Here is a 23920-nt window from a genome sequence, read left to right as displayed (position 1 = left end):
AGCAGAGCTTTCCCCGAGAACGTCGTGTCAGGGGTATGGTTCGAACGTACGGGTTCGAAGGGGGTGAACCGTCGATACACGAATCGGCCCACGTCTGCCGGGAGGCGACCGTGGTGGGAACCGTCGAAATCGACGCCGACGCGAGCGTCTGGCCGGGTGCCGTCCTCCGGGGCGACGTGGCTCCCGTCCGAATCGGCCGAGAATCGCACATCGGCGACAACGCGGTCCTACACGCCTCGACGGTCGGCGACCGGGTGATGGTCGGTCACGGGGCGGTGTTGAACGACGCGACGGTGGGCGACGGGGCGCTGGTCGGGTTCAACGCGACGATAAACACGGACGTAACGGTCGGCGAGCGGAGCATCGTCGCGGCGGGGACGGTCACGCCCGAATCGGCCGACATTCCGCCCGAATCGTTCGTTCGCGGAGTTCCCGCACGGGTGACGCCGCTCGCGGAGACGACCATCGACGCGGAGGAGATATTCGAGTCGTACTCCTCGGGGGAGTACACCGGACTCGCGGAACGTCACGGAGCGCTGTTCGAGGGGGATGGACACGGGCCGAGTGACGGTTAGAACGCATCCAGGCGCGGGGAAAATGGTCTCGATTGGGATTTCGAGGATAATAAAGGAACTTGCCAGCGCAACCCACGCAGTGATTGGTTTCACTCCCCGAGAAAGGAACGAGCGACAACTATAATGGACGAAACCGCAGATGGCACTCTCTCCGAACCGGAAGAAGGGGATGCCGCTTCCGCGACGCTTCCGCTCGGAAACCGCGAATTGGTCCTCGTGTCGAACAGGGAGCCATACGTTCACGAACGGGATGGGGACGAGATTCGAGTCGTCCGACCGGCGGGCGGCCTGACCTCGGCACTCGACCCGATGATGGCGAGCACCGGAGGCACGTGGGTCGCGTGGGGGAGCGGCGACGGCGACGAGGAGATGAGCGACGAAAACGGGTGTGTGCGCGTGCCGCCCGACTCGCCCGCGTACGACCTGAAGCGCGTCTCCCTCACGGACGAACAGGTGACGAACTACTACTACGGCTACAGCAATCAGGTGCTCTGGCCGCTGTGTCACTCCGACACGGCCAAGATGACGCCGAAACAGGAGTTCTGGCGACACTACCGCGAGACGAACGAGCGTTTCGCGGACGCGATACGTGAGCAAGTGGACCCGTCGGAGGCGGTTATCTGGTTTCAGGATTATCACTTCGCGCTCGCACCGCGACGAATCCGCGAATCCGCGCCCGACGCGTTCTGCATGCAGTTCTGGCACATTCCGTGGCCGTCGTGGGACGTGCTCAGGAGTTGCCCGGAGTACGACGAACTCCTCGACGGACTGCTGGCGAACGACCTCCTCGGCTTCCACACCGACCGCTACTGCGAGAACTTCCTCGAATGCGTCTCCGCGGCGTTGGACGCCGAAGTAAACCACGAGGAGAAGACGATTCGCTACGAGGGGCGGACGATTCGCGTCGAATCGTTCCCGCTCGGCATCGACGCCGCGGAACGACGACGCCTCGCGGGGTCGGCGGAAACGGACGAGGCGTGGGAGTCGCTTCGGGAGGCGTATCCGCTCGGTGCGGAACGGTTGGCAGTCGGGGTCGACAGGTTGGATTACACGAAGGGAATCGAACAGCGGTTGGTCGCCCTCGAACAGCTGTGGGAACGAAACCCCGAGTGGCGCGGACGACTCAGCTACGTCCAGAAGGCGAGCGTGAGTCGCAGTCGAATCGACGACTACCAGCGCGTTCGGGAGACGGTGATGGACGAAGTCGAACGGATAAACGAGCGGTTCGGAACGGAGACGTGGCAGCCCATCGTCTACATAGAGGATCGACTGTCGGTTGCCAAACTGGCCGCCCTGTACCGGGAGTCGGACGTGGCCCTCGTGAGCTCGATCCGGGACGGGATGAACCTCGTGGCGAAGGAGTACGTGGCGTCGCAGGTGGACGAACCCGGCGTGTTAGTCCTCAGCGAACTCGTCGGCGCACACGAGAAACTCGGCGACGCGGCGCTGACGGTGCATCCGAACGACACCGAGTCGTTCGCGGACGGCATCGAGGAAGCCCTGACGATGGACCTCTCCGACCGAGAAAGTCGAATGGATCGGTTGTGGTCCGAAGTCGAGGAGAACGACATCGAAGCGTGGAAACACGACGTGCTGCAGCGGGCGGGCGAACTGCTGGCGGAGCGAGACGGCGAGGGCGTAAAGCGGGGCGAGAGGGCGTAACTCATCGGGCTACCAACTCGGCCTGTACGTCGTCAGCCAGTTCACGAAGGTCGTCGCTGATTTCGACGGGATAGGTGGCCGGGGAGCGCAACGCTCGGCACTCGTCGGGTAGTTTTCGTCGGCGTTCGCCCGCCCGGTCGGCGATGGCTCCGAGTTCGGGCGGGTCGGAGACCCGTTCCCCGTCCTCGAAGATGGGTACGAGTTGTTCCTCGCCGGGACCGTCCTCGCCGCGCAACCCGAGGATATCGCGCTCGTAGCCGTCCTCACCGACGCGGCGAACGCTTTTCGCGCCGGGATACGTGACCTTGCCGGACGACAGTTTCATGCTCGGGCGCATCTCGCCGCCGCGTTCGATCTCGGTGAGTTTGTACACGAGGTCGAGGGACGGGGCGTCCCGACTGGTCGTCAGCGCGGTGCCGGGACCGAACCCCGTCGCCACGCCGCCGTCTCGGAGGAAGTCGGCGATTTTGTGCTCGTCCATGCTGGAGGAGACGAAAATCGGGCGGTCCCCGACGATTTCGGCGACGTCCTTCGAGAGCGGGGCGAGGTCGCCCGAATCGAGTCGCACGCCGACCTCGGCGTCGTAGTTTTTGGCCACGTCCATCGCCAGTTTCGCGCCCTCGACGGTGTCGTAGGTGTCCACGAGCAGGATCGTGTCCTCGTGAAACCGGTCGAGAAACGTCTCGAACGCGTCGCGTTCGTCCTCGAAACTCTGTATCCACGAGTGGGCCATCGTCCCGTAGACGGGGAGCGAGAACTCCTCACCGGCGGCGACGAGCGAGGTGCCGTCGAACCCGCCGATGGCGGCGGCGCGGGCGGCCTTCATCCCGGCGTCGGTACCGTGGGAGCGCCGAGCACCGAAATCGACGAGCGATTGGTCGTCGCCGTGCCGTTCGACCGCCTCGCGCATTCGAGCGGCTTTCGACGCCACGAGGGTTTGGAAGCCGACTTGATTCAACAACACCGTCTCGAACAGTTGGGCTTGGAAGATGGGTGCGGTCACTTCCAGCAGGGGTTCGTCGGGAAAGACGGGCGTACCCTCGGGGAGCGCCCGTACCGTCCCCGTGAACTCGAACTCCACGAGTCGAGCGAGGAAGTCCTCGTCGAACCCCCGATTTCGAAGGTAGTCGATGGCTCGGTCGCCGAACGAGAGGTCCTCGACGTACGCCATCGCCTGTTCCAACCCGGCGGCGAGGAGATAGCCCCTGTCCGCCGGAAGCCGTCGGAAGAAGAGGCTGAACGTCGCTCGCGGGTCGTGGTCCGCGGCGTGGTAGCCCTGCAGCATCGTCAACTCGTAGAGGTCGGTGAACAGTCCCAGATTCTCGGGCGTTACGTAGCCGAACCCCTCTCCGTTCCCCGTATCGGTCCCCACCATAGCCACCGTGACGACGCCGCGCCAGTAATAGTTGGGGGCGAGAACGTTCGCGGCCGAAATCCGGCGAGAGGCGTTTATTCGTGGAACACCTACTTCGTGGCATGAACTTGGAATCGCTCAAACCCGATTTCCTCACGCCGAACTGGAAGTGCCACTCGTGCGGGAAGAAGTACTGGCGCAACCGTCGCCAGTGCAGCAAATGCCAGAGTACCGTCTTCGACCGAATTCGATAGGGCGAGACGGAACTACTCTCCCGGACGTCCGAATAACTGCTAGTAACAGAGCAATAAGTGTTTTGAGCTAAGTTAGCCAATGACATACCAATGTCGGGAGAAACGACGGTACGGGTCGGTGTTTTGAGCCTTCACAACAGCAAGGAGACGAAAGCCATTTTGAACGCCGTCGAAGCGTTGGGTCACGAACCCGTCTGGCTTCGTCGGGAGAACACGTCCGTCGAGATACGGGACGGCGAACTCGTCCTCGAACCGGACGTGGACGTCATCGCAAATCGGTTGTTGCTCTCGAAGACCGAGTATCCCGACGAACTGCTCGGTCTCGTGAACATGTTCGCGAGCATCGTCCCGACGCTCAATCGACCGATGTCGGTGTTACGAGCGACGCACAAATTCGCCGCCGCGGTGCGGTTGGCGGAGGAGGGGATTCGGGTCCCCGACGCCATACTCGCGCTTTCCACGGAGCGACTCAACGAACTCTGTGAGCCGTACGGCTCCGAGGCGGTATACAAGACGGCCATCGGGACCCACGGCGGCGGGACGTGGAAGGTCGATTTGAACGCCCCCATCAGCTCCCGCGTCGGAAAACGACAGGCGTTCGTCCAGCAACTCATCGAACAGGGGGAGGACGGACCGCACAGCGACCTCCGGGTCTACGTCGTCGGTGACTCCGTCATCGGCGGGATGATCCGCTCGGCCCCGGAGGAGGAGTGGCGGACGAACGTCGCACTCGGCGGCGACGTGAGCGCGGCGGGCGACGTACTCACGGACGAGGTCGCACGGATAGCGCTCGACGCGGCGGACGCCATCGGCCTCGACTACGCCGGCGTGGACCTCATCCGGAACGAGGAGGACTGGTACGTCCTCGAAGTCAACCCGACCGCCGGGTTCAAGGGGTTCTTCGAGGCGACCGGCCACAGTCCGGCACCGCACATCGCCCGCGCCGCCATCGAAACGGCAGGCGGGTCCGTGGACGAAGACCGGGTCATGGACCTGACCGCGACGCTCGACGACACCGTCCCGTCCTGCAAACCCACCACCGGCCGCCGCGACCTATCGGAGCAACCGACCATCGGATACACGACGGAAGTCGTCGTCAGCGGGACGACGGGGTCGGCGACGGTCGTCGCCAAATCCGACACCGGCGCGAGTCGGACGAGCATCGACACCGGTATCGCCGCCGACGTCGGTGCGGGGCCGATTCGACGAACCTCGCGGGTGCGCTCCGGAAGTTCGAAGTCGAGTCGAACGCGTCCGGTGGTCGATATCGTCGTCGGCATCGCCGGGAACCACTATACCGTCTCCGCAAATATCGAGGACCGGAGCCACATGGAAAACCCGGTCCTCCTCGGCCGCGATATCCTCGAACACTATCAGGTGGACATCAGCAAGCGGGTCGGCGAGGAGGACACCACCATCGAGGAGTAACGGGCAAACGCGTCCACTGCCCCCGACCTTTATCCCGGAAAGCGACCCACTTCCAGTATGGAACGCTACGACGCTCTCTATCGGCTCTACGACGAGTTCGACGCGAAGACGCTCAGAGCGTATCAGGACTTCGTGGACGTGTTTCCGCCGGTCGATTCCCGCGTCGCGCTGGAACACTGGCAGTCCGCGAGCGACGAACTGGAGCGACGGAAGGACGAGATTCGGGACGGATTCGACGCGGGCGAAACCTACGCGGACGTGGCGGCCCACGCCACGCGCGACCAGGCGTTCACCGCGCTCGACCTCTACTCGAAGTACGGCCGGTCGGTGAACGCGCTCGTGTTGGACGTGGACGAGACGCTTCGGTCGGCGGGCGGAACGGACAACGAGATTCCGCGGGAGGTACTCAACCTGCTGACCGAGTTCCACGAGAAGGGCGTCCCCATCGTCGTCTGCACGGGTCAGACGTTGGAGAACGTGAAGGGGTTCACGATTCAGGGACTCGGCAACGAAATCGTCCACTCCGGGACGGTGAGCATCGTCTACGAGGCGGGGACGGGCGTGTTTACGCCGGGACACGGCGCGGAGACGAAACGGTTGCTGTTCGAGGAGCTAGACGAGGACATCCGTGACGTCTTCGACACGGTTCGCTCGCGGGTGCTCTCGTCCGCGCCGGAGGAACTCCGTCGGTGTACCCACCTGCAGGGCAACGAGTTCAACATCACGATGAAGCCGAACTTCGAGACGGGGAGTTCGCGGGCGGTGGAGGTCATCGACGACGCGCTCGTCTACCAACTCGACCTGCTCGGCGAGACGGTGGTCGAGGACGGAAGCGAGTGGGCGCGAGCGTACTACGCCGAGAGCGACCCCGAGATTCGCGGCGTTCTCGAAGCGAAGGGTGGGACGCCCGACGCGGAAGTCGAGGAGATTCCGAAGGACGTGCGGGACACCTTCGACCGAATCGACGTGGCCTACTACGAGGGTGACGCCGCCGAAATCGGAAGCCGGGAGTTGAACAAGGTCGTCGGCGTGGAAGCCGCGTTGAACGTCCTCGGCGTGGACGACCCGTTCACGCTCGTCATGGGCGACAGCAAAAGCGACCTGCGCGTGATGCAGTGGGCGAACGAGAACGACTGCGGCATCGGTGCCGCGCCGGAACACGCATCCGGCGACGTGCTCGACCACGTGGTCCGCACCGACGAACTCATCTTCGACCGCGGGAAGGCGGGCGACGTGCTTCGGACGGTGTACGCCCTGAATCGGTTGGCTCGGTTGGGATAGGGTTGCTGATGCAGGCACAGCGGGTTTTCCTTCGGCCCGCGAACGGTCGCACATGAACGAATGTCCGGTCTGCGGCACGGAACTGTACGAAAATCGGGAAACGGAGTTCGTAACGCGCCACCTCGGCCGACAGTATCGGTTCTGTTCGGACGACCATCGAGAGGAGTTCGAGGAGGCACCGGGCGAGTACCTCTGAACTCAGTCGTACCAGTACGCGCCGCCGACCACGGAGAGCGGAATCGTCGCGAGCCACAGGAAAATGCGGATCGCGAAGAGCCGAGGGGCGAGGAACGGATGGGCCGGTCCGACGTGGGACGTTTGAAGATAGTAGTAGGTGCCGCTCTCGTTGAGGAAGCGAAGAGGGAGCGGTATCTCCGATCCCGTTCGGACCTGTCCCGTTCGAATCGCCGTCCGGAGTTCGGAATCCGTCTGGTCGGTGCCCGCCCCCGGGTCGTACGTGACGTTCGCTAGCACGGCGGCGAACGAGACGTTCCGCGCCGTGAGTACGGTCGTCCCGTTTTTCACCTCGACGGTCGGTTCGTAAAACCCGTCTCCGGTCTGGATGTACTCGTAGTCGGACCACGAACGCGAGAAGTTAGCGCCGACCGAAACGCCGCCGTGTATCGCCGCGAATTCGAACCCGCAGGTGCGAGCGAGCCTCGGGGAACAGTATCGGACCGATGAGGACTGTCGAACGTAGTGGGTCGTGTGCGAGTGGTCTAACTCAACCGCCCGGTACTCGTATCGGAGGTCGTTACCGTCGGGAACCAACCAGAGTGTGTTCGCCGCGAACGCGACGGCGAGGAGAAAGCAGAGCGCACCGATGGCTCGCCGCCGATTCACGAGACCACCGCTCGTTCAGCCTTCATGACGGTATCGTGTCATAATCCGATATAAGCTTTCTGTCGAAGGGAGATGAAACGGAAAAGAAACCGAGGATGTGGGAGGCGTCGTGTCGACTCAGGCGTGAACCTGTACGCAGACGGTGTCGCCCGCTTCGACGGGACTGTGAACCGAGAGCGGTTCGTGGTCGGATTCCCGGACGAGGGTGGTGTCCGAGCGGATGCCGAGTCCGTCCGCGATTCCGGCACTGACTTGCGGACCGTAGCGCTCGCCGAGTTGTTCGACGACGTCCTCGACGGTTGCCTCGTCGGGGACGGCCACGCGAGCGTCGCGGGTTCCGGTGCGCGCGACCATCGGGCCGGTGAGCTTGACTGTGACGTTCATACTCACACGTTCGAACCCCTGTACCAAAAAGTTTACTCAGTCTCGAAAAACTGCTCCCGAGACGAAACCGCTTATTGGGTCGGGGGACGAGCGTCCGAGTATGTCGCACGCACCAGAACCGGGGACGGACGACCCGCTTTCCCTGCACGGCGTCGTTCCGCCCACGATTACGGCGTTTCACGAAGACGAGTCGGTGAACTACGAAGCCACGGCGGCCCACGCGCGGTACGTCGTGGACGGCGGCGTACACGGCGTCTTCCCGCTCGGCACGAACGGCGAGTTCCCGCTGCTGACCAGCGAGGAGAAACGCGGCGTCGTCGAAGCGGTCGTGGACGCCGTGGACGACGTGCCGGTCATCGCGGGCGTCGGCGCGCCGAGTACCTACGAAACCGTCGCGAACGCCGAACACGCCGAGTCCGTCGGCGCGGACGGCCTCGTCGTCGTCACGCCGTACTACTACCCGTTGGATCACGATGCGGCGGTCGAACACTATCGGCGCGTCTGTGCGGCCGTCGACCTGCCGGTGTACATCTACCACATCCCGAGCAAGACGGGCAACTCGCTGTCGCTCGACACCCTCGACGACCTCGCCGAGATTCCGAACCTCGCCGGACTCAAGGATTCGAGCAAGGACATCCCGTGGCTCGGACAGGCAATCGACGCCAACCCTGAACTGACGTTCCTCTCGGGGTCCGACTCGCTGATTCTTCCGGGGCTACAACTCGGCTGTACCGGAACGGTGAGCGCGGTCGCGAACGCGTTCCCGGAACTGATTGTCTCCCTCTACGACGCCTACGACGAGGGCGACGAGGAACGGGCCCGCGAACTCCAGAGCGAGGTGTATGCGATCCGGAGCGCGCTGAAGGGCGGGGCGTACATGGCGGGCGTGAAGACGGCGCTCGACGTGCTCGATTTGGACTTCTCCCCCGGCCCGCTTCGGAGTCCGCTTCGAAAGATGGACGAGTCCGACCGCGCGGCGCTCGAATCCGATCTTCGGGCGCTCGACATGCTCTGATTATCGGCGCGTACGGTCGGTTTCCCCGTGCACACGGGACCTTTCTTCCGGGTAGGCTACCCTTACGAGGAGAGCGTATAACAGGAACCCCGTCGTGCGTGGGACCATGCTTCCCTCGCGCGTTCTCGTCGTCGGGTTGGTTCTCCTCTGCGTCGTCGGCGGTGCCGCCCACGTCGGCGGTCCACCGGTCGCCAGTGCGACCGCCACATCGGCCACGGCAACCGCACCGCAAACCACCACGACGGTCGGTTCCTGTACGAAAATCACGAAACCTGGTCGCTACGTCCTCTCACACGACATCCACAACGGAAAGACGGCCATCTCGACGGGTTGTATCAAAATCCGCGCGGACGACGTGGTGTTCGACGGCGGCGGCCATATGCTGGACGGGTTCGGCGTCAGCGACACCAGCGGCGTTCACGTCGACGGCGCGTCGAACGTGACGGTGCGAAACCTCCGAACGAAGGACTGGAATCGCGGCGTCTACGTGCAGGATTCGTCCGCCGTGACGGTGCGCGACGTCGTCACTTTCAACAACGCCATCGGAATCGGCGTGACCGACGCCGACGCTCGGTTAGTGAACAACACGGTCAGGGACGGCCTTCGCGGCCTCGTCCTCGCGGACGCGTGGGACGACGACATTCGCCGCAATCGAATCCACCACAACGACGCCATCGACATCTACGCGCCGATGGCGCTGGTGAACGTTTTCGGCGTGCAGCTCACCGTCGGACCGCCGCTCGACCCCGACGGCGACGGGCGCTACGAGGACGTAAGCGGTAACGGGGAAATCGGCGTCGCGGATGCCGCGTCGCTCCCGATAGTCGCCGCGGCCGAGACGATCGGACTCGCCGACATCCCGGAACAACAGCGGACCGCCCTCGACTTCGACGGTGACGGGAACTTCGACCACGGCGACGTGATGGCGTACGCCGGACTCACGCCTTCCGGATGACCTCCTTCGCCCAGTCGGGCCACTCCTTTCGTTCCCGTCCGTCGAACTCGCCGTCGCCGGACATGGCCTTGAGGGCGCTCGCGTCCTCCGTGCTCCAGACCGCGCCGTCCTCGTGGAAGACGCCGTTCAGGATGCCGCGCTTGCGCTGGCTCAGCATGTAGGCCGGTTTGAGCATGAGCGACCAGAAGAAGTTGCCGACGCCCGATTTCTTGATGACGGGTGCGAGCGACGCGTAATCCGGTCCGCGCTGGGCCACGGACACCTCCTTCTGTCCCCACCCGAAGTCGGCGACACGTTGCCACTCGGTCAACCAGACGGGCATGTTGACGCTGCGTTTGAGTTCGTTCGCTTGCTGCAGAACGCCGCTGTAGATGTCCGTCGTGTTCGGGTAGTTGTAGTGAAACTGTATCACGTCGATGCCCCAGTCGTAGTAGTCCGTGGCGTTGGCGAAACTCGTCGCTCCGATGGTCAGCGGAACGTCGCCACGCCGCTGACGCGTGAACTCGAACATCTCGCGGGCGAACCGCTTCTTCCACGGCCGCCATCCGGGTTCGTTCATCACTTCGATGGCGAGGACGCGTTCGTCGTCGCGATAGCGGTCCATCACCCACTCGGCGAACCGCTTCGGGCCGTCCCATTTGTCGGGATTTCGCATCACCCGTTTCCCCGGCGACCAGACCGACGTTCCCGTCCACGGGTCGGTGTCGTGCAGGTTCTGCGGCGTCGGCGGACGACCCACCCCCTCGAAGACGCCGAGGAGAACCCGGATGCCGTGCGAGTCGGCGGTCGAAAGGAAGTGGTCGAGCGCGCGGCCGAACGACGCTCGGTCCTCCTGCCATGCCTCGTAACTCAACCACGTTCGAATCGCGTTCAGGTTCAGTCGGTCGGCGAACCCCATGTCGCGCTCCGTGACGCCGCGTTCGTATGTGTGCCACATCTGGAAGGAGTTCATCGCTCGGGCCGGGAGGTACATAGCCCCCCGAACATCCACCGGCGGACCCCATGCGTCGGCGACGCATCCGGCGAGAGAAACCGCGGACGCGGCACCGGCTGCGAGGAACCCCCGTCTCGTACACCGATGAGTCATGGAATCGCCGACAACGGCGGGGCACCTGAAAGTAGCGGTGCTACTCCTGATAGTTCCGGCCGACGGTCGGGAGCGACGGTTCGAAACCGCTCTCGCGGTCGATTTCGGGGGAACGGAGGCTCGAACCGTACGCCACCGGTAAATCGATCGATCGTTTCGCACCCGTCATCGCGGTTAGTCGGTGTATAATCGATACGGGGAGCGACCGTTCGGACGACGAGCGGAGATGGTCGGTGGCGGTTCGATGGCCCGGAACGGTGGGCTTATCGCGGGTCGTAATCGGTTAACTGGTGAATAGTAAGGATGCGAGGCGTCGAACGAGTAACCGAGATGCCTGAACAGCAGACCGAACCGCGGGTGGTCGGGTACTATCGACGCGGTAGATACGAACTTCGTACCGAAGATTCCGTCCACGCGTGGATCAGCGCGGAAGTTCCAGTCGACGTGCACCAGTAATAACGGACGATACCACGTGAACTTTTACTCCCGGCGGAGTACCCGCCGGTATGGGACGCGATTATTCGACGCTGCACGACCCCAACGCAGAGTACACGATGCGCAACCTCTCCGGCGAGACGATGGGTGCGACGGCATCCCGCGGAAGCAAGCGCGACATCGAAATCACCGACGTTCAGACGACGATGGTCGACGGCAACTTCCCGTGGACGCTCGTCCGCGTGTACACTGACGCCGGAATCGTCGGCACCGGTGAGGCCTACTGGGGTGCCGGTGTCCCCGAACTCATCGAGCGAATGAAGCCATTCGTCGTCGGCGAGAACCCGCTCGACATCGACAGACTCTACGAACATCTCGTCCAGAAGATGTCCGGCGAAGGCTCCATCGAGGGCGTCACCATCACGGCCATCTCCGGCATCGAAATCGCCCTCCACGACCTCGCGGGCAAAATTCTCGACATCCCCGCCTACCAACTCCTCGGCGGAAAGTACCGCGACAAGATTCGCGTGTACTGTGACTGTCACACCGCCGACGAGGCGGACCCGGACGCCTGTGCCGCCGAGGCCGAACGCGTCGTCTCCGAACTCGGCTACGACGCGCTCAAGTTCGACCTCGACGTCCCCTCGGGTCTCGAAAAGGACCGCGCGAATCGCCACCTTCGCAACGGGGAAATCCGCCACAAGGCCGAAATCGTGGAGAAGGTCACGGAACAAGTGAAGGACCGCGCGGACGTCGCGTTCGACTGTCACTGGTCGTTCTCGTCCGGAAGCGCACAGCGTCTCGCCAAGGCCGTCGAGGACTTCGACGTGTGGTGGCTCGAAGACCCCGTTCCGCCGGAGAACCTCGAAGTGCAAGAGGAAGTGACGAAATCCACGACGACGCCCATCGCCGTCGGTGAAAACCGCTACCGCGTCACCGAGGAGCGCCGTCTCATCGAGAACCTCGCCGTGGACATCATCGCGCCCGACCTGCCGAAGGTCGGCGGCATGCGCGAAACCCGCAAAATCGCGGACGTGGCGAACCAGTACTACGTGCCGGTCGCCATGCACAACGTCTCCTCGCCGGTGGCGACGATGGCGAGCGCTCAAGTCGGTGCCGCCATCCCGAACTCGCTGGCCGTCGAATACCACTCCTACCAGCTCGGCTGGTGGGAGGACCTCGTGGAAGAGGACGTTATCGAGGACGGCTACATCACCGTTCCCGAGAAACCCGGTCTCGGCCTGACGCTCGACATGGACGCCGTGGAGGCGCACATGGTCGAGGGTGAGGAATTGTTCGACGAAGCGTGAGCTTCGCCGAGCCAGCAAAGCTCTGCTTTGCGTCGTTTGATGAGGCATAGTCTCATCAAGCCAGCGGAGTTTTACTCCGCGTTGTTCGACGAAGCGTAACCTCGTCGAGCCAACGAATCTCCGATTCGTGCTGTTCGACGAAGCGATGGCTTCAACGAAACCGAGACGATTGAAGGCGGATGGCCATATCGGGGGTCACGTTCCCCCTTCCGATAAGAGACTCATTTCTGATAATTGTATCGAGGAAGGAGGTGTGGCCTCGCTACTCCCGCCCCGAAATGGTCGATAGACGCGAAATTCGAGATGGAACGACTGTTTTCGGACAGATGCATTCGATGTCAGTATCAGAAAGTTTTTTTAAGCATAATTTCTGCACAAAGTATATTCGGTGGGGATACTTTCAAATGGAACATGCACGCGACAAATCGGCGTGATTTTCTCAAGGTGGCAGCGGTCCTCGGTACGACTGCCGCGGTCGGTAGCGAATTCGTACTCCCCGCGATGGGAGCCGACGATGCAGGGGGTTCGTGGACGACGTTCCGCGGAAACGCGGGCCGGACCGGTGCCACCGAAGCTAGCGGTCCCGGACCGAACGTGACCACCGAACGGTCGTTCGATATGAACGGCGGCATGTACACGACCGAACCAGTCGTCGCGAATGGGCTGGTGTACATGGCCGTGACGACGGCATTGACGCCGTCGTCCAGCGAGGGCTATGTCGCCGCCTACGACCCCGACGCTGACGAAACGGTGTGGAAACGTGATGATTTCTCTCGACCGGGGACGCCCACGGTCGGTGATGGAACCGTCTATTTCGGCACGCGTGGTTCCGAAGACGCCAGCGGGTCGGGGTTCTTCGCCCTAGATAGCGGTACCGGCGAGACGAAGTGGCACATGGAGGAGTCCGACCGAATGGACAACCCGTTGGTCGCCGACGGAGGGTTGTTCGCCGACGTGTCCGGGGGCATCGCTCGGTTCGACCCGGATACGGGTGACGTCGTCTGGAAAACCGAGGCGGCCAGCGGGGTCACGTGTTTGGATGACGGGACGCTCCTTTGCGGGAACGGAGTCGCGCTGAACGCGGACGACGGGTCGGTTCGATGGGACGTCTCCGGGGATGGCGACGTCCTGCAAACGGTCGCGGACGGTCGGGTGTTCAGCACGGAGAACCGAAGCGGCGAGTACGCCATCAAAGCGCGGTCGGTGGAGGACGGCCGCGAACTGTGGACCCACACCCTCGCGATGAGCGGGTACTGGTTCGGCAACCGGCTGACGGTCGCAAACGGCTGTGTCTTCTACCGCATAAACGACGCGATACAGGCTCTCGAAGTGGAAAACGGCTACGATGCGTGGACGTTCGAGGCCGACGCGTCGCTCGCTGGTGCCCTGTCCGTCGCAGGAGATACGCTGTACGCCGGCGGGCGAGCGGACCCGGAGACGGAAACCGGGGACGCGGTCGTTCTGGCGCTGAACACGACGACCGGCGAACTGGACTGGCGACACGAGTTCGGAGAATGGGACGCCGAGGAGTACGGTCCGGCGGCCAACTCGCCCGTCGTCGTAAACGGAAAGGTGTACACGGCGACGTACCCGTTAGGCTCGACGTTGGACTGGATGTATACGAGGTACGGCGACTTCCACGTCCTCGGGAGCGCCGAAGACCCGACGACCACGACGACCGAGGAGACGACCACTGAAGAAACCGAGACGACGACCGAAGAGACGACCAGCGAGGAAACCACCACGAGCAAAACGACCACGACCAGCGAGACCACGACAACCGCCACTGAACCGACCACCACCGCGGGCGAAACGACCACGACGACCGCAAGCGAGACCACCACATCGTCCTCGACGACGGACGCCACGACGACGAGAACGACGGCACCGGGGACGACGATGTCCGAAACGACGACCACGACGACCACGTCGGGAACGCCGGGCGCAACCGAAACGACGGGATCGGGAGGAAACGGGAACCTCACCAGCACCACGACCGGGACGACGACCACCTCGGACGGGCAACCCGGATTCGGTCTCCTCACTGCTCTCGGCGGGTTCGCCGGGGTCGGCGCGTACCTCCGGTCCAAAATCGAGCGCGATGACTGACCACTGATCCCGGTGAACCGACCGCTTTCCAAACCGTCGCGTCGAACCGATCCGGATATGGTTATATTTTTGACAATCGGCCGAGGATGATGCGGTGTGTCTCAGAAGTTTCCGCCGGAGACGCCGCGCGAACGACAGACGATTCGTCTCCCGGCGGCGAAACTGGCGTCGCTTCGGGACTGGGCGGTAGACGGCACCGGTCGGACTGCGGCGGCACGGGTGCGGGACGCGGACGGACGGATCGCCCTCGTCCAAAACGGCTGGTCCGAAGGATGGATTCTCCCCGGTGGCGGTGTCGAGTCGGGCGAAACACCCGTCGAGGCGGCACGGCGGGAGGTGCGTGAGGAGACGGGTCTGGACGCGACCATCGGCGCGCCGTTAGTCGTTCTCGACCAGTCGTACGTGGAGGTGGGAACCGGTGAGCAGCGGTTTTCTGCTCAGGACGTCGTGTACGCCGCGCGCGCCGACGGCGAAATACCCGATGCGTCGCGGTTGGGTGCGCACGAAGACGAGATTTCGGCGGCCCGGTGGTTCGGCGCACTTCCCGAGAACCTCCACGACGGCGACCTGCTTCGGGCGTACCTCCGAGGAGAATGATGCAATGGTTCCGGGGTGTATCCACGCCGACCGATACCGGATGTTTTCGTTCGAAACCGATCAAAAAGTTCAAGACAAATATAGGAGAATAATTCTCTCGTGAGCTTGTCAGCTGTCGTGAAGAAAGAGGTTCACCAATCCGCACGTTCATATTCGGTGGCAGGAATCGCGTTCTTCTTTTTCCTCTTTGCAGTCTTTCTGGCCGCCATCCACTGGGTTCCGGTTCCCTCTCGAAACGCTCCGGTGGAACAGAGTAGACTCGTTCTTCTAAACAGCATGCGACAATCGGGCGTGTTCTTCGTTCCGCTTCTCGGGCTCGGCATCGGATACGATGCGATAGCCGGGGAGCGCGAGCGCGGCAGCCTGAAACTCCTGTTGGGCCTCCCGAATACGCGGCGCGATGCGGTACTCGGCAAGTTCGTCGGTCGAACCCTCGTTGTCGGTGGAGTGGTCGTCGCCTGTTACACCGTCGTCTGGGCCGTAACCGTTCTGTCGTACGGCACCCTCGATTTCGCCACTTTCGGACTCTACACGCTGCTAACTGTGTGCAATGGAGCGGTCTACGTCGCCGTCCCGCTCGGCTTTTCGGCGGGGATGAAATCGCGTCAGAGGGCGCTCGTCGGGGCGATAGGACTGTACGCGTTGTTCATGTTGGGATGGGACGCGCTCCTGTTGGGCTTGCAGTTGGTGCTATATGGTGCACAACCCCCTCACGGCGGACTTCCGGATTGGTTTCAGCTCATCGGTGTGTTCAACCCATCGACGGCGTTCATGTTCGCGGCGAGAGCAGTCATTCCCGCATACCACGACCTCACGATATATCCCCACTCGGACGCACCCTTTCTCCAAGACTGGGTCGGATTCGTCGTCCTCCTCGTCTGGGTCGTCGTTCCACTCGTGCTCGGGTACCGGCGCTTCGAGAAGATGGATATCGAATAACGCCCGCCGAAATGTCGTCGACGTTTCGCCGGTCCTCATTCCCGTTCGCTCGGCGGTCGTTCGCCGTCCGACACCCGCAACTGCTCGATGACGGTCGTTCTGAACGCCGCCGCGACCGCACCGACCGCGAACAGCCACACCAGCACGATTTGGGCGGGCGTCGCGTTTCCGTCCGTTAGCCCCGTTCCGAGCAGGACGTGAACCCCGACGGAGAGCAGAAAGACGAGGAACGCGAAGTGCCAGACTCCATCGACGTAGAGGTTGGGGTTGTACGAGAGCAGGACGTACGCGAGGAGAAGCGCGACGCCCAACGCGCCGAAAATCCCCGAATTACCTCCCACGTCGAGGGCGTCCGCCAACGGACCGACGAGGGTGGTGAGCGCCAGCGTCAGCGCGAACGTGAGGCTGAGAATCCGGGAGCCACTGACCATGGGGCGGGTTGTCGGAGTCGAAGTATAAATGTAGCTACTCCGAACATATATTTCGTCACCGACGAAATAGGGGGGAATGAGCGGCGACCCGCGGTTTCGGGAAACACAGCGCTTTCGACAGGGTTGGCTGTGGGCGTTCCTGCTCGTCACGAACGTTCCGATACTCCTCCTGTTAGGGGTTATCTTCATCGACGAGTACGGGGGAATCACCCGCGAGGCGATTCGAAACGGCGCACTGATTCTGCTCGCGCTCGGCCTGCCGTTGGTCCTGATTCATCGGGCCGTCCTCGTGACCGAGGTGCGGGATGACGGACTGTATCTGAAGTTCGTCCCGTTCCACCTCCGGTTTCGACGGATTCCATTCGAGGAAATCACGGCGGTCGAATCGTCCGAGTACAGCGCCATGCGCGACTACGGCGGGTGGGGAATCCGATGGGGTCTCTCGCTCACACGAGACGGACTCTCGTGGGACGAGAAGGGAACGGCGTACATCGTGGACGGAAGCGAGGGCGTGCGAATCGAGCGCGACGGAACGCGGCCCCTCCTCGTGGGGTCCGAACGCGCCGGCCAGTTGCGTCGAGCCATCGAGGACGGACGACGGCGATACTGACTCAGCAGATGGGTTTCGGGTCCAGTCCCATCCCGGTCAGCGTGTCGGCGTAGTCGTCGTAGGCGACTTGCACGGTTTCCGTGGCCGCGTCGAAGGCCCGGTTCCAATCGTCGTCGTCCTCGCAGCGGTCGGCGAGAATCGCCACACCGTCCTCCACGTTCTCCCGCGTGTCGGCGCGCAAGTCGCGGAACACGTCCGCACGGCGCTCGTCCGCCTCGTTGATGAAGAAGCTCACCACTTGCAGGAGCGTCCGCTCCCCCACCAACGAGCGCCCGACGAGAGCGCCGCCGCGTTCGACGTCGTCGTCCAGTCCGCGGAGGAAGTCGTGCATCGGGTCGATCGCGTCGCCGGGTTCGAACTCATCCAGTTCCCCGACGACCCGGTCGTAGTGACGGCGTTCCTGCTCGGCCAGTCGCTCGAACGCCTCCCGTGCGCGCTCGCCGTCGGCCCCCGCGGCCCACCCGTCGAACGTTTCGGCCGCGGTATGTTCGCTTTCGGCCGCCGCGCAGAGTACCGCTGGCGGGTCGAGTTCGGCGTCGGTGAGCGAGATGAGGAGTTGTTGTGAGCCGAGACGGTCGAGTTCGGTGGCCTTCTCGTCCGCGACGGCATCGGCGAAGTCATCGGGGTGCATATTCCCGAGACGACGACCGTCGGCATAACGTTTGGGCGACACCTTTTGGCCTCGTGTCGCGTACTACGAGCATGGCCGATACCCTCTCTCCGGCGGGGCTGTACGACCGACTCCAGCGAGGGGAATCTCTCTCGATACTCGACGTCCGCAACCGCGACGAGTTCGAGGAGTGGCACATCGACGCGCCGCGGACGATACAGACGCCCTACGCCCAGTTCATGAGTGCGAAGGTCCGAGGCGAGGTTCCCGAACTCGCCGAGGAAATCGGAATCGACGCCGCGAGTCAGGACGGTCCGATCGTCGCGGTTTGTCCCCAAGGGGACGCGAGCGAAGCCGTCACGGAACTCCTGCGGGAGGAAGGCTACGACGTGCGGAACCTCGAAGACGGAATGGAGGGATGGGCGACGGTGTACGTGGCGCGCGAAATCGACGGCGGGTCCGAAACGACCATCCAGTACGAACGCCCGTCCAGCGGCTGTCTGTCCTATCTCGTCGTTTCGGGGAGCGAAGCCGCCGTCATCGACCCGTTGCGGTCGTTCGCCGACCGGTACGTCCACGATGCGGCGGAGCGGGACGCCGACCTCCGCTACGCCATCGACACGCACGTCCACGCAGACCACGTGAGCGGCCTCCGAGCGGTCGCGGAGCGGAGCGATGCCGAACCCGTACTCCCGGCAGGTGCGACGGAACGCGGCTTGGCGTTCGACGCGCGACTCGTGGAGGACGGCGACGAACTCGCGCTCGGCGACGCCACCCTGACCGCGATACACGCGCCGGGCCACACCAGCGAGATGACGCTGTTCCGACTCGGCGACGTGCTGTTCAGCGCCGACACGCTGTTTTTGGACGGCATCGGACGGCCCGACTTGGAGGCGGGAAGCGACGGTGCACGCGCGCTCGCCGACTCCCTCTACGGAACGCTTCACGACCGCGTGCTGTCGCTTCCCGAGGAAACGCTCGTCGCGCCGGGACACGCGGATTCGGGGACGCGGCGAGGAAACGACGGGACGATTACCGCGACATTGGACGCGGTACGCGACGCGGTTCCCTTCCTGTCGCTCGACAGGGAATCGTTCGTGGCGCGGGTCGCGGACGATCTGCCGCCGCGGCCCGCCAACTACGAGGAAATCGTCGCCGTGAACCTCGGGCGGGAAACCGTCGATACCGAGACGGCGTTCGAACTCGAACTCGGCCCGAACAACTGCGCGGTGTCGTCCGAACCGTGACGGCCCGCGGTATCCTCCGGCACAGTCAGGTGCGGTCGGCTTCCTCTTCGACCTCCCGTTTCCTCTCGTTCCGCTTCTCGGTCGCGGTCGTCTTCAGCCATCGTCGGCGCAAACTACATCGAAGCAGTAGTTCGGTTTGTGGCTATCGGACCTTCAGACGGTCGCCGCGCTCCGGTCGGCGGCGACGAGGTTGACGACGGCCCCGACGAGCAGGAGGACGCCGGCGAAGTACAGCCACGTGAGGAAGAGGATGACACCGGCGAGCGCCCCGTAGACGGGGGCTTTGCTGGCGCTCTGTGCGTACAACTGGAAACCTCCTTGGAGGATGATCCATCCGATGGCGGCGAAAACGGTTCCCGGAAGCGCCTCTCGAACGGTCATATCGACCGGCGGAAGGACGTAGTACAGCGGCAGGAACACCAGCATGAGTCCGACGAGGAGAACCACCGTCCCCGCGAAGTCGATGAACGGAATCCCCTCCAAGGTGGACGAGCGAATCACTACACCGATACCGACCATCAGGGTGACGCCGACCGCGACCGCGACCAACGTGACGAACCCCTTCTTCAACTGGTCGACCAGACCGGCCTCGGGGTCGTGTTGGTAAACCTCTTCGAACGCGAGGAGGAGTCCCCGAAACAGTTTGAGCGCGCTCCAGAGCAGGACGACGACGCTGAAGAGTGACGCGCTGGCCCGCGCCGAGGAGTTCCCGATCGCTTGTTGGAGGAATCCCGCACCTTGGTCGGAGAGCAGTCCCTTCGCCTGCTGGACGAGCGTGTTCGCGAACTCGGGTCCGCCGATGAGGGTGCCGACGGTGAGGGCGAGCAACGCGAGCGGAAATATCGAGACGAACGCGTAGTATGCGAAACTGGCCGCGAGAAACGTGATGTTTCTCTCCTGGACGACTGCGACGACTGACCGCACCGGCTCGGGGACGTTCATATGAGGAGATAGGATCCTTACGTAATGGATGATTCGGCTGTATAAATGATGGGTCGGGGTCTTCGAACCGTCTCCCGGCAGAGTCGACCGGACCCGAAATCCGTTTGGTACCGCACGCCAGTTTTCCCGTATGGAAATCGACCCGGAGACAGTCGGTTCGCTGTACCGGACGTTGGCTGGTGCCGTCGTTCCGCGGCCCATCGCGTGGGTGAGTACGCGGAGTCCCGACGGTGTGGACAACCTCGCGCCGTACAGCTTTTTCAACGTCGTGAGTTCCAAGCCGCCGGTCGTGATGTTCTCGCCGGTTGACGTGGAGGACGGCTTGAAGGACACGCCGAAAAACGTGCGCGACACCGAGGAGTTCGTCGTCAACGTCGTCACCGAACCGCTCGCCGAGGCGATGAACGAGACGAGCGCGACGCTTCCGCACGGCGAAAGCGAGTTCGACCGCGCCGGACTGGAGCGCGCGGAATCGACCGTGGTGGACGCGCCACGCGTCGCCGACACGCCGGTCGCCTTCGAGTGTTCGCTGTACGAGATGGTAGATATCGGCGCGTCCACGATGGTGCTCGGCGAAGTCGAGTGGGTTCACGTGGACGACGACGTGACCACGGACGGAAAGCTCGACGTGAACAAAATCGACGCCGTGGGCCGCCTCTCTGGCAGCCTCTACGCCCACACGGACGACCGGTTCTCGATGGAACGACCGCCATGAGCGAAGGGGACGCGGTCGAACGAACGTCGGACCCGATAACGACCGAGCGACTGGTTACCGACCTTCGAGACCTCGGACTCGCGGCGGGCGACACCGTCCTCGTTCACTCGTCGCTCTCCGCGCTCGGATGGGTTTCCGGCGGCGCGCCGGCGGCCGTGGACGCGCTCATGTCCGTCGTCACCGAGGAGGGGACGCTCGCGATGCCGACCCACTCCTCGCAACTATCGGATCCGACGCACTGGGAGAACCCGCCCGTCCCCGACGAGTGGGTGGAGCAAATCAAGGAGACGTCGCCGCCGTTCCGCCCGGAACTCACGCCGACGCGGGGCATGGGCGCAATCGCGGACTGCTTTCGGGACTATCCCGGCGTCATCAGGAGCAAGCACCCGACGTCGTCGTTCGCGGCGTGGGGAGCGGACGCGGAGTTCGTGGTTTCCGACCACGCGTACGATTCGTCGCTCGGCGAGCGGTCCCCGCTCGCGCGCCTCGATGACCTCGATGCGCTGGTGCTTCGCCTCGGCGTGGACGCGAACACGTCGCTTCACTTGGCGGAGTATCGTGCGCAGTACGACGGTAAATCGTTCGACGTGAACGGCGGGCCGATACTGGCGGACGGCGAACGCCGCTGGGTGACGTTCGAGGAACCGGAGAGCGAGGACGACTTCCGGGACATCGAGGCGGCGTTCGAGGAGAATCACGAGGTTCGTCGCGGGCAGGTCGGCGAGGCGGACGCGACGCTCGTCTCACAGCGGGAGCTAGTCGCGTTCGGGACCGAGTGGATGGTAGGGAACAGATAAGTCAGTCGTCCGCCGCGGCGGCGGATTCGTCCATCGCCTCGGCGTCGGCCTCGATGCTCGGCGGGTACTTGCCGCGGTCGAGTTTCAGGTCGCTCTGCGGTCGCGCCATGCAGGTGAGCGCGTAGTTTTCGGCTTCCTCCTCGGTCAGTCCGCGGGCGGCCGGTTGGGTGACGTCCCCCTCGACGATTTCCGCCGAGCAGGCGAGACACATGCCGACGCGACAGGAGTACTCCTGTGCGATGCCCTCCTCGATGCAGGCCTTGAGGATGGTCTGTTTGTCCGAGACCTCGATGGATTCGCCGGTGCCGACGAACTCGACGGTGTAATCGGTCATACCCCGGCGTACGAAACAACTCGGCAAAACTCTTTATGCACGCCGTCGTTCGTTTACCGTCCTCTTCACGAGGACACAATAGGGGATAAAGAGTTTTCTCGCTTCCCTCTCGTAGCGAAACGCATGAGCGAACGATATGATATGGTCGTCGTCGGTGCGGGAACGTCGGGGTGTTACGCCGCGGCGACCGTGGCCCGCGAGGGCTACGACGTGGTGATCGTCGAGCGGAAAACCGAGGAGGAGGCGGGCCACATCGCGTGTGGCGACGCGTTGAAGGGGGCCGACGCCTTCCCCGAGGCGATTCCCAAGGAGAAGCTCGAACCCGCGTTCACCAACACGGGAGTGGACCACGGGCGGTTCGAGATTCCGCGGGAGGACACGGTCCTCGAAATCCCCGTTCCCGGCGAACTCGCCGTCATCGACCGCTGGGAGTACGGACGGCGCATCATTCAGGGCGCGAAGGACGCCGGTGCGGAGTTCCACTACGACACGGTCGTTCAGGACGTGACGCAGGACGACGCCGGACGCGTGACGGGCGTTCGAGCGAAGCACGAGGGCGACGTGGTGGAGTACGAATCGGACCTCCTCATCGACGCCGCGGGCGCGCTCTCCCTGTTGCAGGACAAGACGGACTTCTCGGATTCGACGTTCGACACGAACGTCACCTACTCGCAGTTCTGTTCGGCCTACCGCGAAATAATCCACGTGGACGAACCGGTGGAGTGGGACGACGCCCTCGTGTTCAAGCCCACCGACCGCGCCGCGGGCTATCTCTGGTACTTCCCGCGCACCAGCACCGAAATCAACGCCGGACTGGGCTTCCAGATGAACGAAAAGCCGATGGAACTCGTGGACGACCTGAAGCGCGACCTGCGCACCCGACCCGAGTTCGAGGGGGCGACCGTCGAGGACAAACTCGGCGCGGCGCTGCCGACCCGCCGACCGTACGATTCGGCCGTCGCACCCGGCTTTATCGCCGTCGGCGACGCGGCGGGCCACGTCAACCCGACCACCGGGGGCGGCATCGCGGGCGCGGCCTACGCGGGCAAGTACGCGGGTGAGCAGGCCATCGAAGCCTTCGAAACCGGGGACACGAGCGAACACGCGCTCTGGGAGTACAATCGACGCGTCATGGACCACTTCGGCGCGCGCTACGCCGGCCTCGACATCTACAACATCTTCACGACCGCCGTGGACGTGGACGACCTGATGGGAATGCTCGGCGCGCTTCCCGCCGAAAAACTGTCCGAGGCGCTGTACTCGGGGAGCGCCAACATCGGCCTCAAACTCAAACTCCAGACGGCGCTCGACGCCCGGGACCACTGGCGACTCGTCTACGACCTCTACAAGACGAAGAAGTTGGCCGACCGGGTCATCGACCACTACGACCACTACCCGACCGACCCCCGCGGACTCCCCGCGTGGCAGGACGTCCGTGACGACCTGATGGACGACGTGTACGCGACCACCGGCGCGGTGCCGAAATACTGATTCCGACCACCCGTCGAATCACGCCGACTGTTCTCTACTCGAATCCGGTGAGTTTCATATGACTCGACCGGGAGGGAAACGGAGGCGATCGACAAATGGCATGCTATCTCATAGCACTGTGTTGGGTGTGGAAACCCGACGGAAGCAACAACGAACGGAAAAAGAGCGTCGAGTTATTCTAGCTCTTGGATGACGATTTCACCGTAACTCTGGACGGTTACTTCGTAGTTGAGGATGGTAAACACGACTTTTCCGCCCGTTCGAGGTGAGCCGTCGTGTTTGTCGCTAAATAGATTGTCGAGGGCGTCCGGGTCGATGACGTCGTATAGCGGGACGCCGATATTCCCCGGGTCGCCCCCAGTAATATCGGCGAGTGCCATGACCACCGCCGTGCTGAGTTGCTCCTCGTTCGCGTAGCAAGTGTACCGATTCGACTGTGTCGTGTTCGTCATAACCGCACCGTCGTTACTGTCGTTGATGTTCCCGTTCATAGGTGTGTACCTCTCGAACACTGC

General features: G+C 63.5%; 28 protein-coding genes. 18 read left to right on the top strand and 10 right to left on the bottom strand.

What is annotated here, in order from left to right; all coding sequences use genetic code 11:
• Positions 1–35 precede the first annotated feature (35 nt).
• A complete protein-coding gene (locus tag ACGYLY_RS10920) occupies positions 36–575 on the top strand; it encodes a gamma carbonic anhydrase family protein (protein ID WP_395281596.1) in 540 nt (179 codons plus the stop codon).
• 123 nt (positions 576–698) lie between these two features.
• Complete coding sequence (locus ACGYLY_RS10915) at positions 699–2237, top strand: trehalose-6-phosphate synthase (RefSeq protein ID WP_395281597.1); 1539 nt, start codon at positions 699–701, stop codon at positions 2235–2237.
• A 1-nt stretch (position 2238) separates the two neighbouring features.
• Here the strand turns inward: ACGYLY_RS10915 and ACGYLY_RS10910 are convergent, their stop codons facing one another.
• Entirely contained in the window at positions 2239–3612 is a 1374-nt protein-coding gene (locus tag ACGYLY_RS10910; RefSeq protein ID WP_395281598.1) for a nicotinate phosphoribosyltransferase, read from the bottom strand.
• 101 nt (positions 3613–3713) lie between these two features.
• Between ACGYLY_RS10910 and ACGYLY_RS10905 the strand changes: the two genes are divergently transcribed.
• The 4 genes from ACGYLY_RS10905 to ACGYLY_RS10890 all read left to right on the top strand — a co-directional run bounded on the left by ACGYLY_RS10905 (position 3714) and on the right by ACGYLY_RS10890 (position 6750).
• A complete protein-coding gene (locus ACGYLY_RS10905; RefSeq protein WP_255665796.1) occupies positions 3714–3845 on the top strand; it encodes a hypothetical protein in 132 nt (43 codons plus the stop codon).
• 90 nt (positions 3846–3935) lie between these two features.
• Positions 3936–5273 carry a RimK family alpha-L-glutamate ligase gene (locus tag ACGYLY_RS10900; RefSeq protein ID WP_395281599.1) on the top strand — a complete coding sequence of 446 codons (1338 nt, stop codon included), beginning with the start codon at positions 3936–3938 and terminating at the stop codon, positions 5271–5273.
• Between the two features lie 57 nt (positions 5274–5330).
• A complete protein-coding gene (locus ACGYLY_RS10895; protein WP_395281600.1) occupies positions 5331–6554 on the top strand; it encodes an HAD family hydrolase in 1224 nt (407 codons plus the stop codon).
• 52 nt (positions 6555–6606) lie between these two features.
• The gene (locus ACGYLY_RS10890; protein WP_231184566.1) at positions 6607–6750 is read left to right on the top strand and encodes a YHS domain-containing protein; all 144 of its coding nucleotides are present in this window, start codon (positions 6607–6609) and stop codon (positions 6748–6750) included.
• 2 nt (positions 6751–6752) lie between these two features.
• Here ACGYLY_RS10890 and ACGYLY_RS10885 read toward each other — a convergent pair whose 3' ends face one another.
• Positions 6753–7397 carry a hypothetical protein gene (locus ACGYLY_RS10885; protein ID WP_395281601.1) on the bottom strand — a complete coding sequence of 215 codons (645 nt, stop codon included), beginning with the start codon at positions 7395–7397 and terminating at the stop codon, positions 6753–6755.
• A gap of 117 nt (positions 7398–7514) precedes the next feature.
• The gene (locus tag ACGYLY_RS10880) at positions 7515–7781 is read right to left on the bottom strand and encodes a MoaD/ThiS family protein (RefSeq protein WP_395281602.1); all 267 of its coding nucleotides are present in this window, start codon (positions 7779–7781) and stop codon (positions 7515–7517) included.
• A gap of 100 nt (positions 7782–7881) precedes the next feature.
• Here ACGYLY_RS10880 and ACGYLY_RS10875 point away from each other — a divergent pair, with 100 nt between their 5' ends.
• Positions 7882–8796 (top strand): dihydrodipicolinate synthase family protein, encoded by a 915-nt coding sequence (locus ACGYLY_RS10875; protein ID WP_395281603.1) that lies wholly within the window; start codon positions 7882–7884, stop codon positions 8794–8796.
• 106 nt (positions 8797–8902) lie between these two features.
• Positions 8903–9751 carry a NosD domain-containing protein gene (locus tag ACGYLY_RS10870; RefSeq protein ID WP_395281604.1) on the top strand — a complete coding sequence of 283 codons (849 nt, stop codon included), beginning with the start codon at positions 8903–8905 and terminating at the stop codon, positions 9749–9751.
• Here ACGYLY_RS10870 and ACGYLY_RS10865 read toward each other — a convergent pair.
• Both ACGYLY_RS10865 and ACGYLY_RS10860 read right to left on the bottom strand, forming a co-directional pair.
• Positions 9735–10838 (bottom strand): glycoside hydrolase, encoded by a 1104-nt coding sequence (locus tag ACGYLY_RS10865; protein ID WP_395281606.1) that lies wholly within the window; start codon positions 10836–10838, stop codon positions 9735–9737. The genes ACGYLY_RS10870 and ACGYLY_RS10865 overlap by 17 nt on opposite strands.
• A 40-nt stretch (positions 10839–10878) precedes the next feature.
• Positions 10879–11007, bottom strand: a complete 129-nt coding sequence (locus ACGYLY_RS10860; RefSeq protein ID WP_395281607.1) for a hypothetical protein — start codon at positions 11005–11007, stop codon at positions 10879–10881.
• Between the two features lie 161 nt (positions 11008–11168).
• Between ACGYLY_RS10860 and ACGYLY_RS10855 the strand changes: the two genes are divergently transcribed.
• The 5 genes from ACGYLY_RS10855 (at position 11169) to ACGYLY_RS10835 (ending at position 16228) form a co-directional block, all read left to right on the top strand.
• The gene (locus tag ACGYLY_RS10855; protein ID WP_255665794.1) at positions 11169–11294 is read left to right on the top strand and encodes a hypothetical protein; all 126 of its coding nucleotides are present in this window, start codon (positions 11169–11171) and stop codon (positions 11292–11294) included.
• Positions 11295–11344: 50 nt separating this feature from the next.
• Complete coding sequence (locus ACGYLY_RS10850) at positions 11345–12583, top strand: mandelate racemase/muconate lactonizing enzyme family protein (protein WP_395281609.1); 1239 nt, start codon at positions 11345–11347, stop codon at positions 12581–12583.
• 411 nt (positions 12584–12994) lie between these two features.
• Positions 12995–14692 carry a PQQ-binding-like beta-propeller repeat protein gene (locus ACGYLY_RS10845; protein WP_395281610.1) on the top strand — a complete coding sequence of 566 codons (1698 nt, stop codon included), beginning with the start codon at positions 12995–12997 and terminating at the stop codon, positions 14690–14692.
• A 96-nt stretch (positions 14693–14788) separates the two neighbouring features.
• On the top strand, positions 14789–15289 hold the full coding sequence (locus tag ACGYLY_RS10840) for an NUDIX hydrolase (protein WP_395281612.1): 501 nt from the start codon (positions 14789–14791) through the stop codon (positions 15287–15289).
• 99 nt (positions 15290–15388) lie between these two features.
• The gene (locus ACGYLY_RS10835) at positions 15389–16228 is read left to right on the top strand and encodes an ABC transporter permease subunit (RefSeq protein WP_395291143.1); all 840 of its coding nucleotides are present in this window, start codon (positions 15389–15391) and stop codon (positions 16226–16228) included.
• Between the two features lie 35 nt (positions 16229–16263).
• Here ACGYLY_RS10835 and ACGYLY_RS10830 read toward each other — a convergent pair whose 3' ends face one another.
• Entirely contained in the window at positions 16264–16659 is a 396-nt protein-coding gene (locus ACGYLY_RS10830; RefSeq protein WP_395281613.1) for a hypothetical protein, read from the bottom strand.
• 76 nt (positions 16660–16735) lie between these two features.
• Between ACGYLY_RS10830 and ACGYLY_RS10825 the strand changes: the two genes are divergently transcribed.
• Complete coding sequence (locus ACGYLY_RS10825) at positions 16736–17269, top strand: hypothetical protein (protein WP_395281615.1); 534 nt, start codon at positions 16736–16738, stop codon at positions 17267–17269.
• A 1-nt stretch (position 17270) separates the two neighbouring features.
• On the opposite strand, the gene ACGYLY_RS10820 is transcribed toward ACGYLY_RS10825, so the two are convergent.
• Positions 17271–17900: a rubrerythrin family protein gene (locus ACGYLY_RS10820; protein ID WP_395281616.1), complete on the bottom strand. Its 630-nt coding sequence runs from the start codon at positions 17898–17900 to the stop codon at positions 17271–17273.
• 71 nt (positions 17901–17971) lie between these two features.
• On the opposite strand from ACGYLY_RS10820, the gene ACGYLY_RS10815 reads away from it, so the two are divergent.
• Entirely contained in the window at positions 17972–19126 is a 1155-nt protein-coding gene (locus ACGYLY_RS10815) for an MBL fold metallo-hydrolase (RefSeq protein WP_395281618.1), read from the top strand.
• Between the two features lie 153 nt (positions 19127–19279).
• Here the strand turns inward: ACGYLY_RS10815 and ACGYLY_RS10810 are convergent, their stop codons facing one another.
• Positions 19280–20068, bottom strand: coding sequence for a YihY/virulence factor BrkB family protein (locus ACGYLY_RS10810; protein ID WP_395281620.1), 789 nt, complete (start codon positions 20066–20068; stop codon positions 19280–19282).
• A 130-nt stretch (positions 20069–20198) separates the two neighbouring features.
• Between ACGYLY_RS10810 and ACGYLY_RS10805 the strand changes: the two genes are divergently transcribed.
• The gene (locus ACGYLY_RS10805) at positions 20199–20783 is read left to right on the top strand and encodes a flavin reductase family protein (protein WP_395281622.1); all 585 of its coding nucleotides are present in this window, start codon (positions 20199–20201) and stop codon (positions 20781–20783) included.
• On the top strand, positions 20780–21580 hold the full coding sequence (locus ACGYLY_RS10800; RefSeq protein ID WP_395281623.1) for an aminoglycoside N(3)-acetyltransferase: 801 nt from the start codon (positions 20780–20782) through the stop codon (positions 21578–21580). The genes ACGYLY_RS10805 and ACGYLY_RS10800 overlap by 4 nt, the downstream gene beginning before the upstream one ends.
• A gap of 1 nt (position 21581) precedes the next feature.
• Here ACGYLY_RS10800 and ACGYLY_RS10795 read toward each other — a convergent pair whose 3' ends face one another.
• Complete coding sequence (locus ACGYLY_RS10795; protein WP_395281625.1) at positions 21582–21914, bottom strand: 2Fe-2S iron-sulfur cluster-binding protein; 333 nt, start codon at positions 21912–21914, stop codon at positions 21582–21584.
• Between the two features lie 123 nt (positions 21915–22037).
• On the opposite strand from ACGYLY_RS10795, the gene ACGYLY_RS10790 reads away from it, so the two are divergent.
• Positions 22038–23405, top strand: a complete 1368-nt coding sequence (locus ACGYLY_RS10790; RefSeq protein ID WP_395281626.1) for a geranylgeranyl reductase family protein — start codon at positions 22038–22040, stop codon at positions 23403–23405.
• A 173-nt stretch (positions 23406–23578) separates the two neighbouring features.
• Here the strand turns inward: ACGYLY_RS10790 and ACGYLY_RS10785 are convergent, their stop codons facing one another.
• Positions 23579–23896 (bottom strand): HalOD1 output domain-containing protein, encoded by a 318-nt coding sequence (locus tag ACGYLY_RS10785; RefSeq protein ID WP_231184530.1) that lies wholly within the window; start codon positions 23894–23896, stop codon positions 23579–23581.
• Positions 23897–23920: the final 24 nt, after the last annotated feature.

The sequence above is a fragment of the Haladaptatus sp. CMAA 1909 genome, assembly GCF_043952005.1.
In the GTDB taxonomy this organism is placed as follows: Archaea; Halobacteriota; Halobacteria; order Halobacteriales; family Haladaptataceae; genus Haladaptatus.
The sequence above is the reverse complement of the archived record's forward strand: the minus strand, read 5'-3'. Positions and strand labels throughout refer to the sequence as shown.

Bases quoted from the DNA above. Each gene is read 5' to 3' on its own strand.
- ACGYLY_RS10845 (WP_395281610.1), top strand. From the start codon at position 12,995: ATGCACGCGACAAATCGGCGTGATTTTCTCAAGGTGGCAGCGGTCCTC.
- ACGYLY_RS10875 (WP_395281603.1), top strand. From the start codon at position 7,882: ATGTCGCACGCACCAGAACCGGGGACGGACGACCCGCTTTCCCTGCAC.
- ACGYLY_RS10910 (WP_395281598.1), bottom strand. From the start codon at position 3,612: ATGGTGGGGACCGATACGGGGAACGGAGAGGGGTTCGGCTACGTAACG.
- ACGYLY_RS10920 (WP_395281596.1), top strand. From the start codon at position 36: ATGGTTCGAACGTACGGGTTCGAAGGGGGTGAACCGTCGATACACGAA.
- ACGYLY_RS10905 (WP_255665796.1), top strand. From the start codon at position 3,714: ATGAACTTGGAATCGCTCAAACCCGATTTCCTCACGCCGAACTGGAAG.
- ACGYLY_RS10915 (WP_395281597.1), top strand. From the start codon at position 699: ATGGACGAAACCGCAGATGGCACTCTCTCCGAACCGGAAGAAGGGGAT.
- ACGYLY_RS10825 (WP_395281615.1), top strand. From the start codon at position 16,736: ATGAGCGGCGACCCGCGGTTTCGGGAAACACAGCGCTTTCGACAGGGT.
- ACGYLY_RS10890 (WP_231184566.1), top strand. From the start codon at position 6,607: ATGAACGAATGTCCGGTCTGCGGCACGGAACTGTACGAAAATCGGGAA.
- ACGYLY_RS10895 (WP_395281600.1), top strand. From the start codon at position 5,331: ATGGAACGCTACGACGCTCTCTATCGGCTCTACGACGAGTTCGACGCG.
- ACGYLY_RS10795 (WP_395281625.1), bottom strand. From the start codon at position 21,914: ATGACCGATTACACCGTCGAGTTCGTCGGCACCGGCGAATCCATCGAG.
- ACGYLY_RS10785 (WP_231184530.1), bottom strand. From the start codon at position 23,896: ATGAACGGGAACATCAACGACAGTAACGACGGTGCGGTTATGACGAAC.
- ACGYLY_RS10815 (WP_395281618.1), top strand. From the start codon at position 17,972: ATGGCCGATACCCTCTCTCCGGCGGGGCTGTACGACCGACTCCAGCGA.
- ACGYLY_RS10800 (WP_395281623.1), top strand. From the start codon at position 20,780: ATGAGCGAAGGGGACGCGGTCGAACGAACGTCGGACCCGATAACGACC.
- ACGYLY_RS10870 (WP_395281604.1), top strand. From the start codon at position 8,903: ATGCTTCCCTCGCGCGTTCTCGTCGTCGGGTTGGTTCTCCTCTGCGTC.
- ACGYLY_RS10820 (WP_395281616.1), bottom strand. From the start codon at position 17,900: ATGCACCCCGATGACTTCGCCGATGCCGTCGCGGACGAGAAGGCCACC.
- ACGYLY_RS10880 (WP_395281602.1), bottom strand. From the start codon at position 7,781: ATGAACGTCACAGTCAAGCTCACCGGCCCGATGGTCGCGCGCACCGGA.
- ACGYLY_RS10810 (WP_395281620.1), bottom strand. From the start codon at position 20,068: ATGAACGTCCCCGAGCCGGTGCGGTCAGTCGTCGCAGTCGTCCAGGAG.
- ACGYLY_RS10860 (WP_395281607.1), bottom strand. From the start codon at position 11,007: ATGACGGGTGCGAAACGATCGATCGATTTACCGGTGGCGTACGGTTCG.
- ACGYLY_RS10830 (WP_395281613.1), bottom strand. From the start codon at position 16,659: ATGGTCAGTGGCTCCCGGATTCTCAGCCTCACGTTCGCGCTGACGCTG.
- ACGYLY_RS10855 (WP_255665794.1), top strand. From the start codon at position 11,169: ATGCCTGAACAGCAGACCGAACCGCGGGTGGTCGGGTACTATCGACGC.
- ACGYLY_RS10805 (WP_395281622.1), top strand. From the start codon at position 20,199: ATGGAAATCGACCCGGAGACAGTCGGTTCGCTGTACCGGACGTTGGCT.
- ACGYLY_RS10865 (WP_395281606.1), bottom strand. From the start codon at position 10,838: ATGACTCATCGGTGTACGAGACGGGGGTTCCTCGCAGCCGGTGCCGCG.
- ACGYLY_RS10850 (WP_395281609.1), top strand. From the start codon at position 11,345: ATGGGACGCGATTATTCGACGCTGCACGACCCCAACGCAGAGTACACG.
- ACGYLY_RS10900 (WP_395281599.1), top strand. From the start codon at position 3,936: ATGTCGGGAGAAACGACGGTACGGGTCGGTGTTTTGAGCCTTCACAAC.
- ACGYLY_RS10790 (WP_395281626.1), top strand. From the start codon at position 22,038: ATGAGCGAACGATATGATATGGTCGTCGTCGGTGCGGGAACGTCGGGG.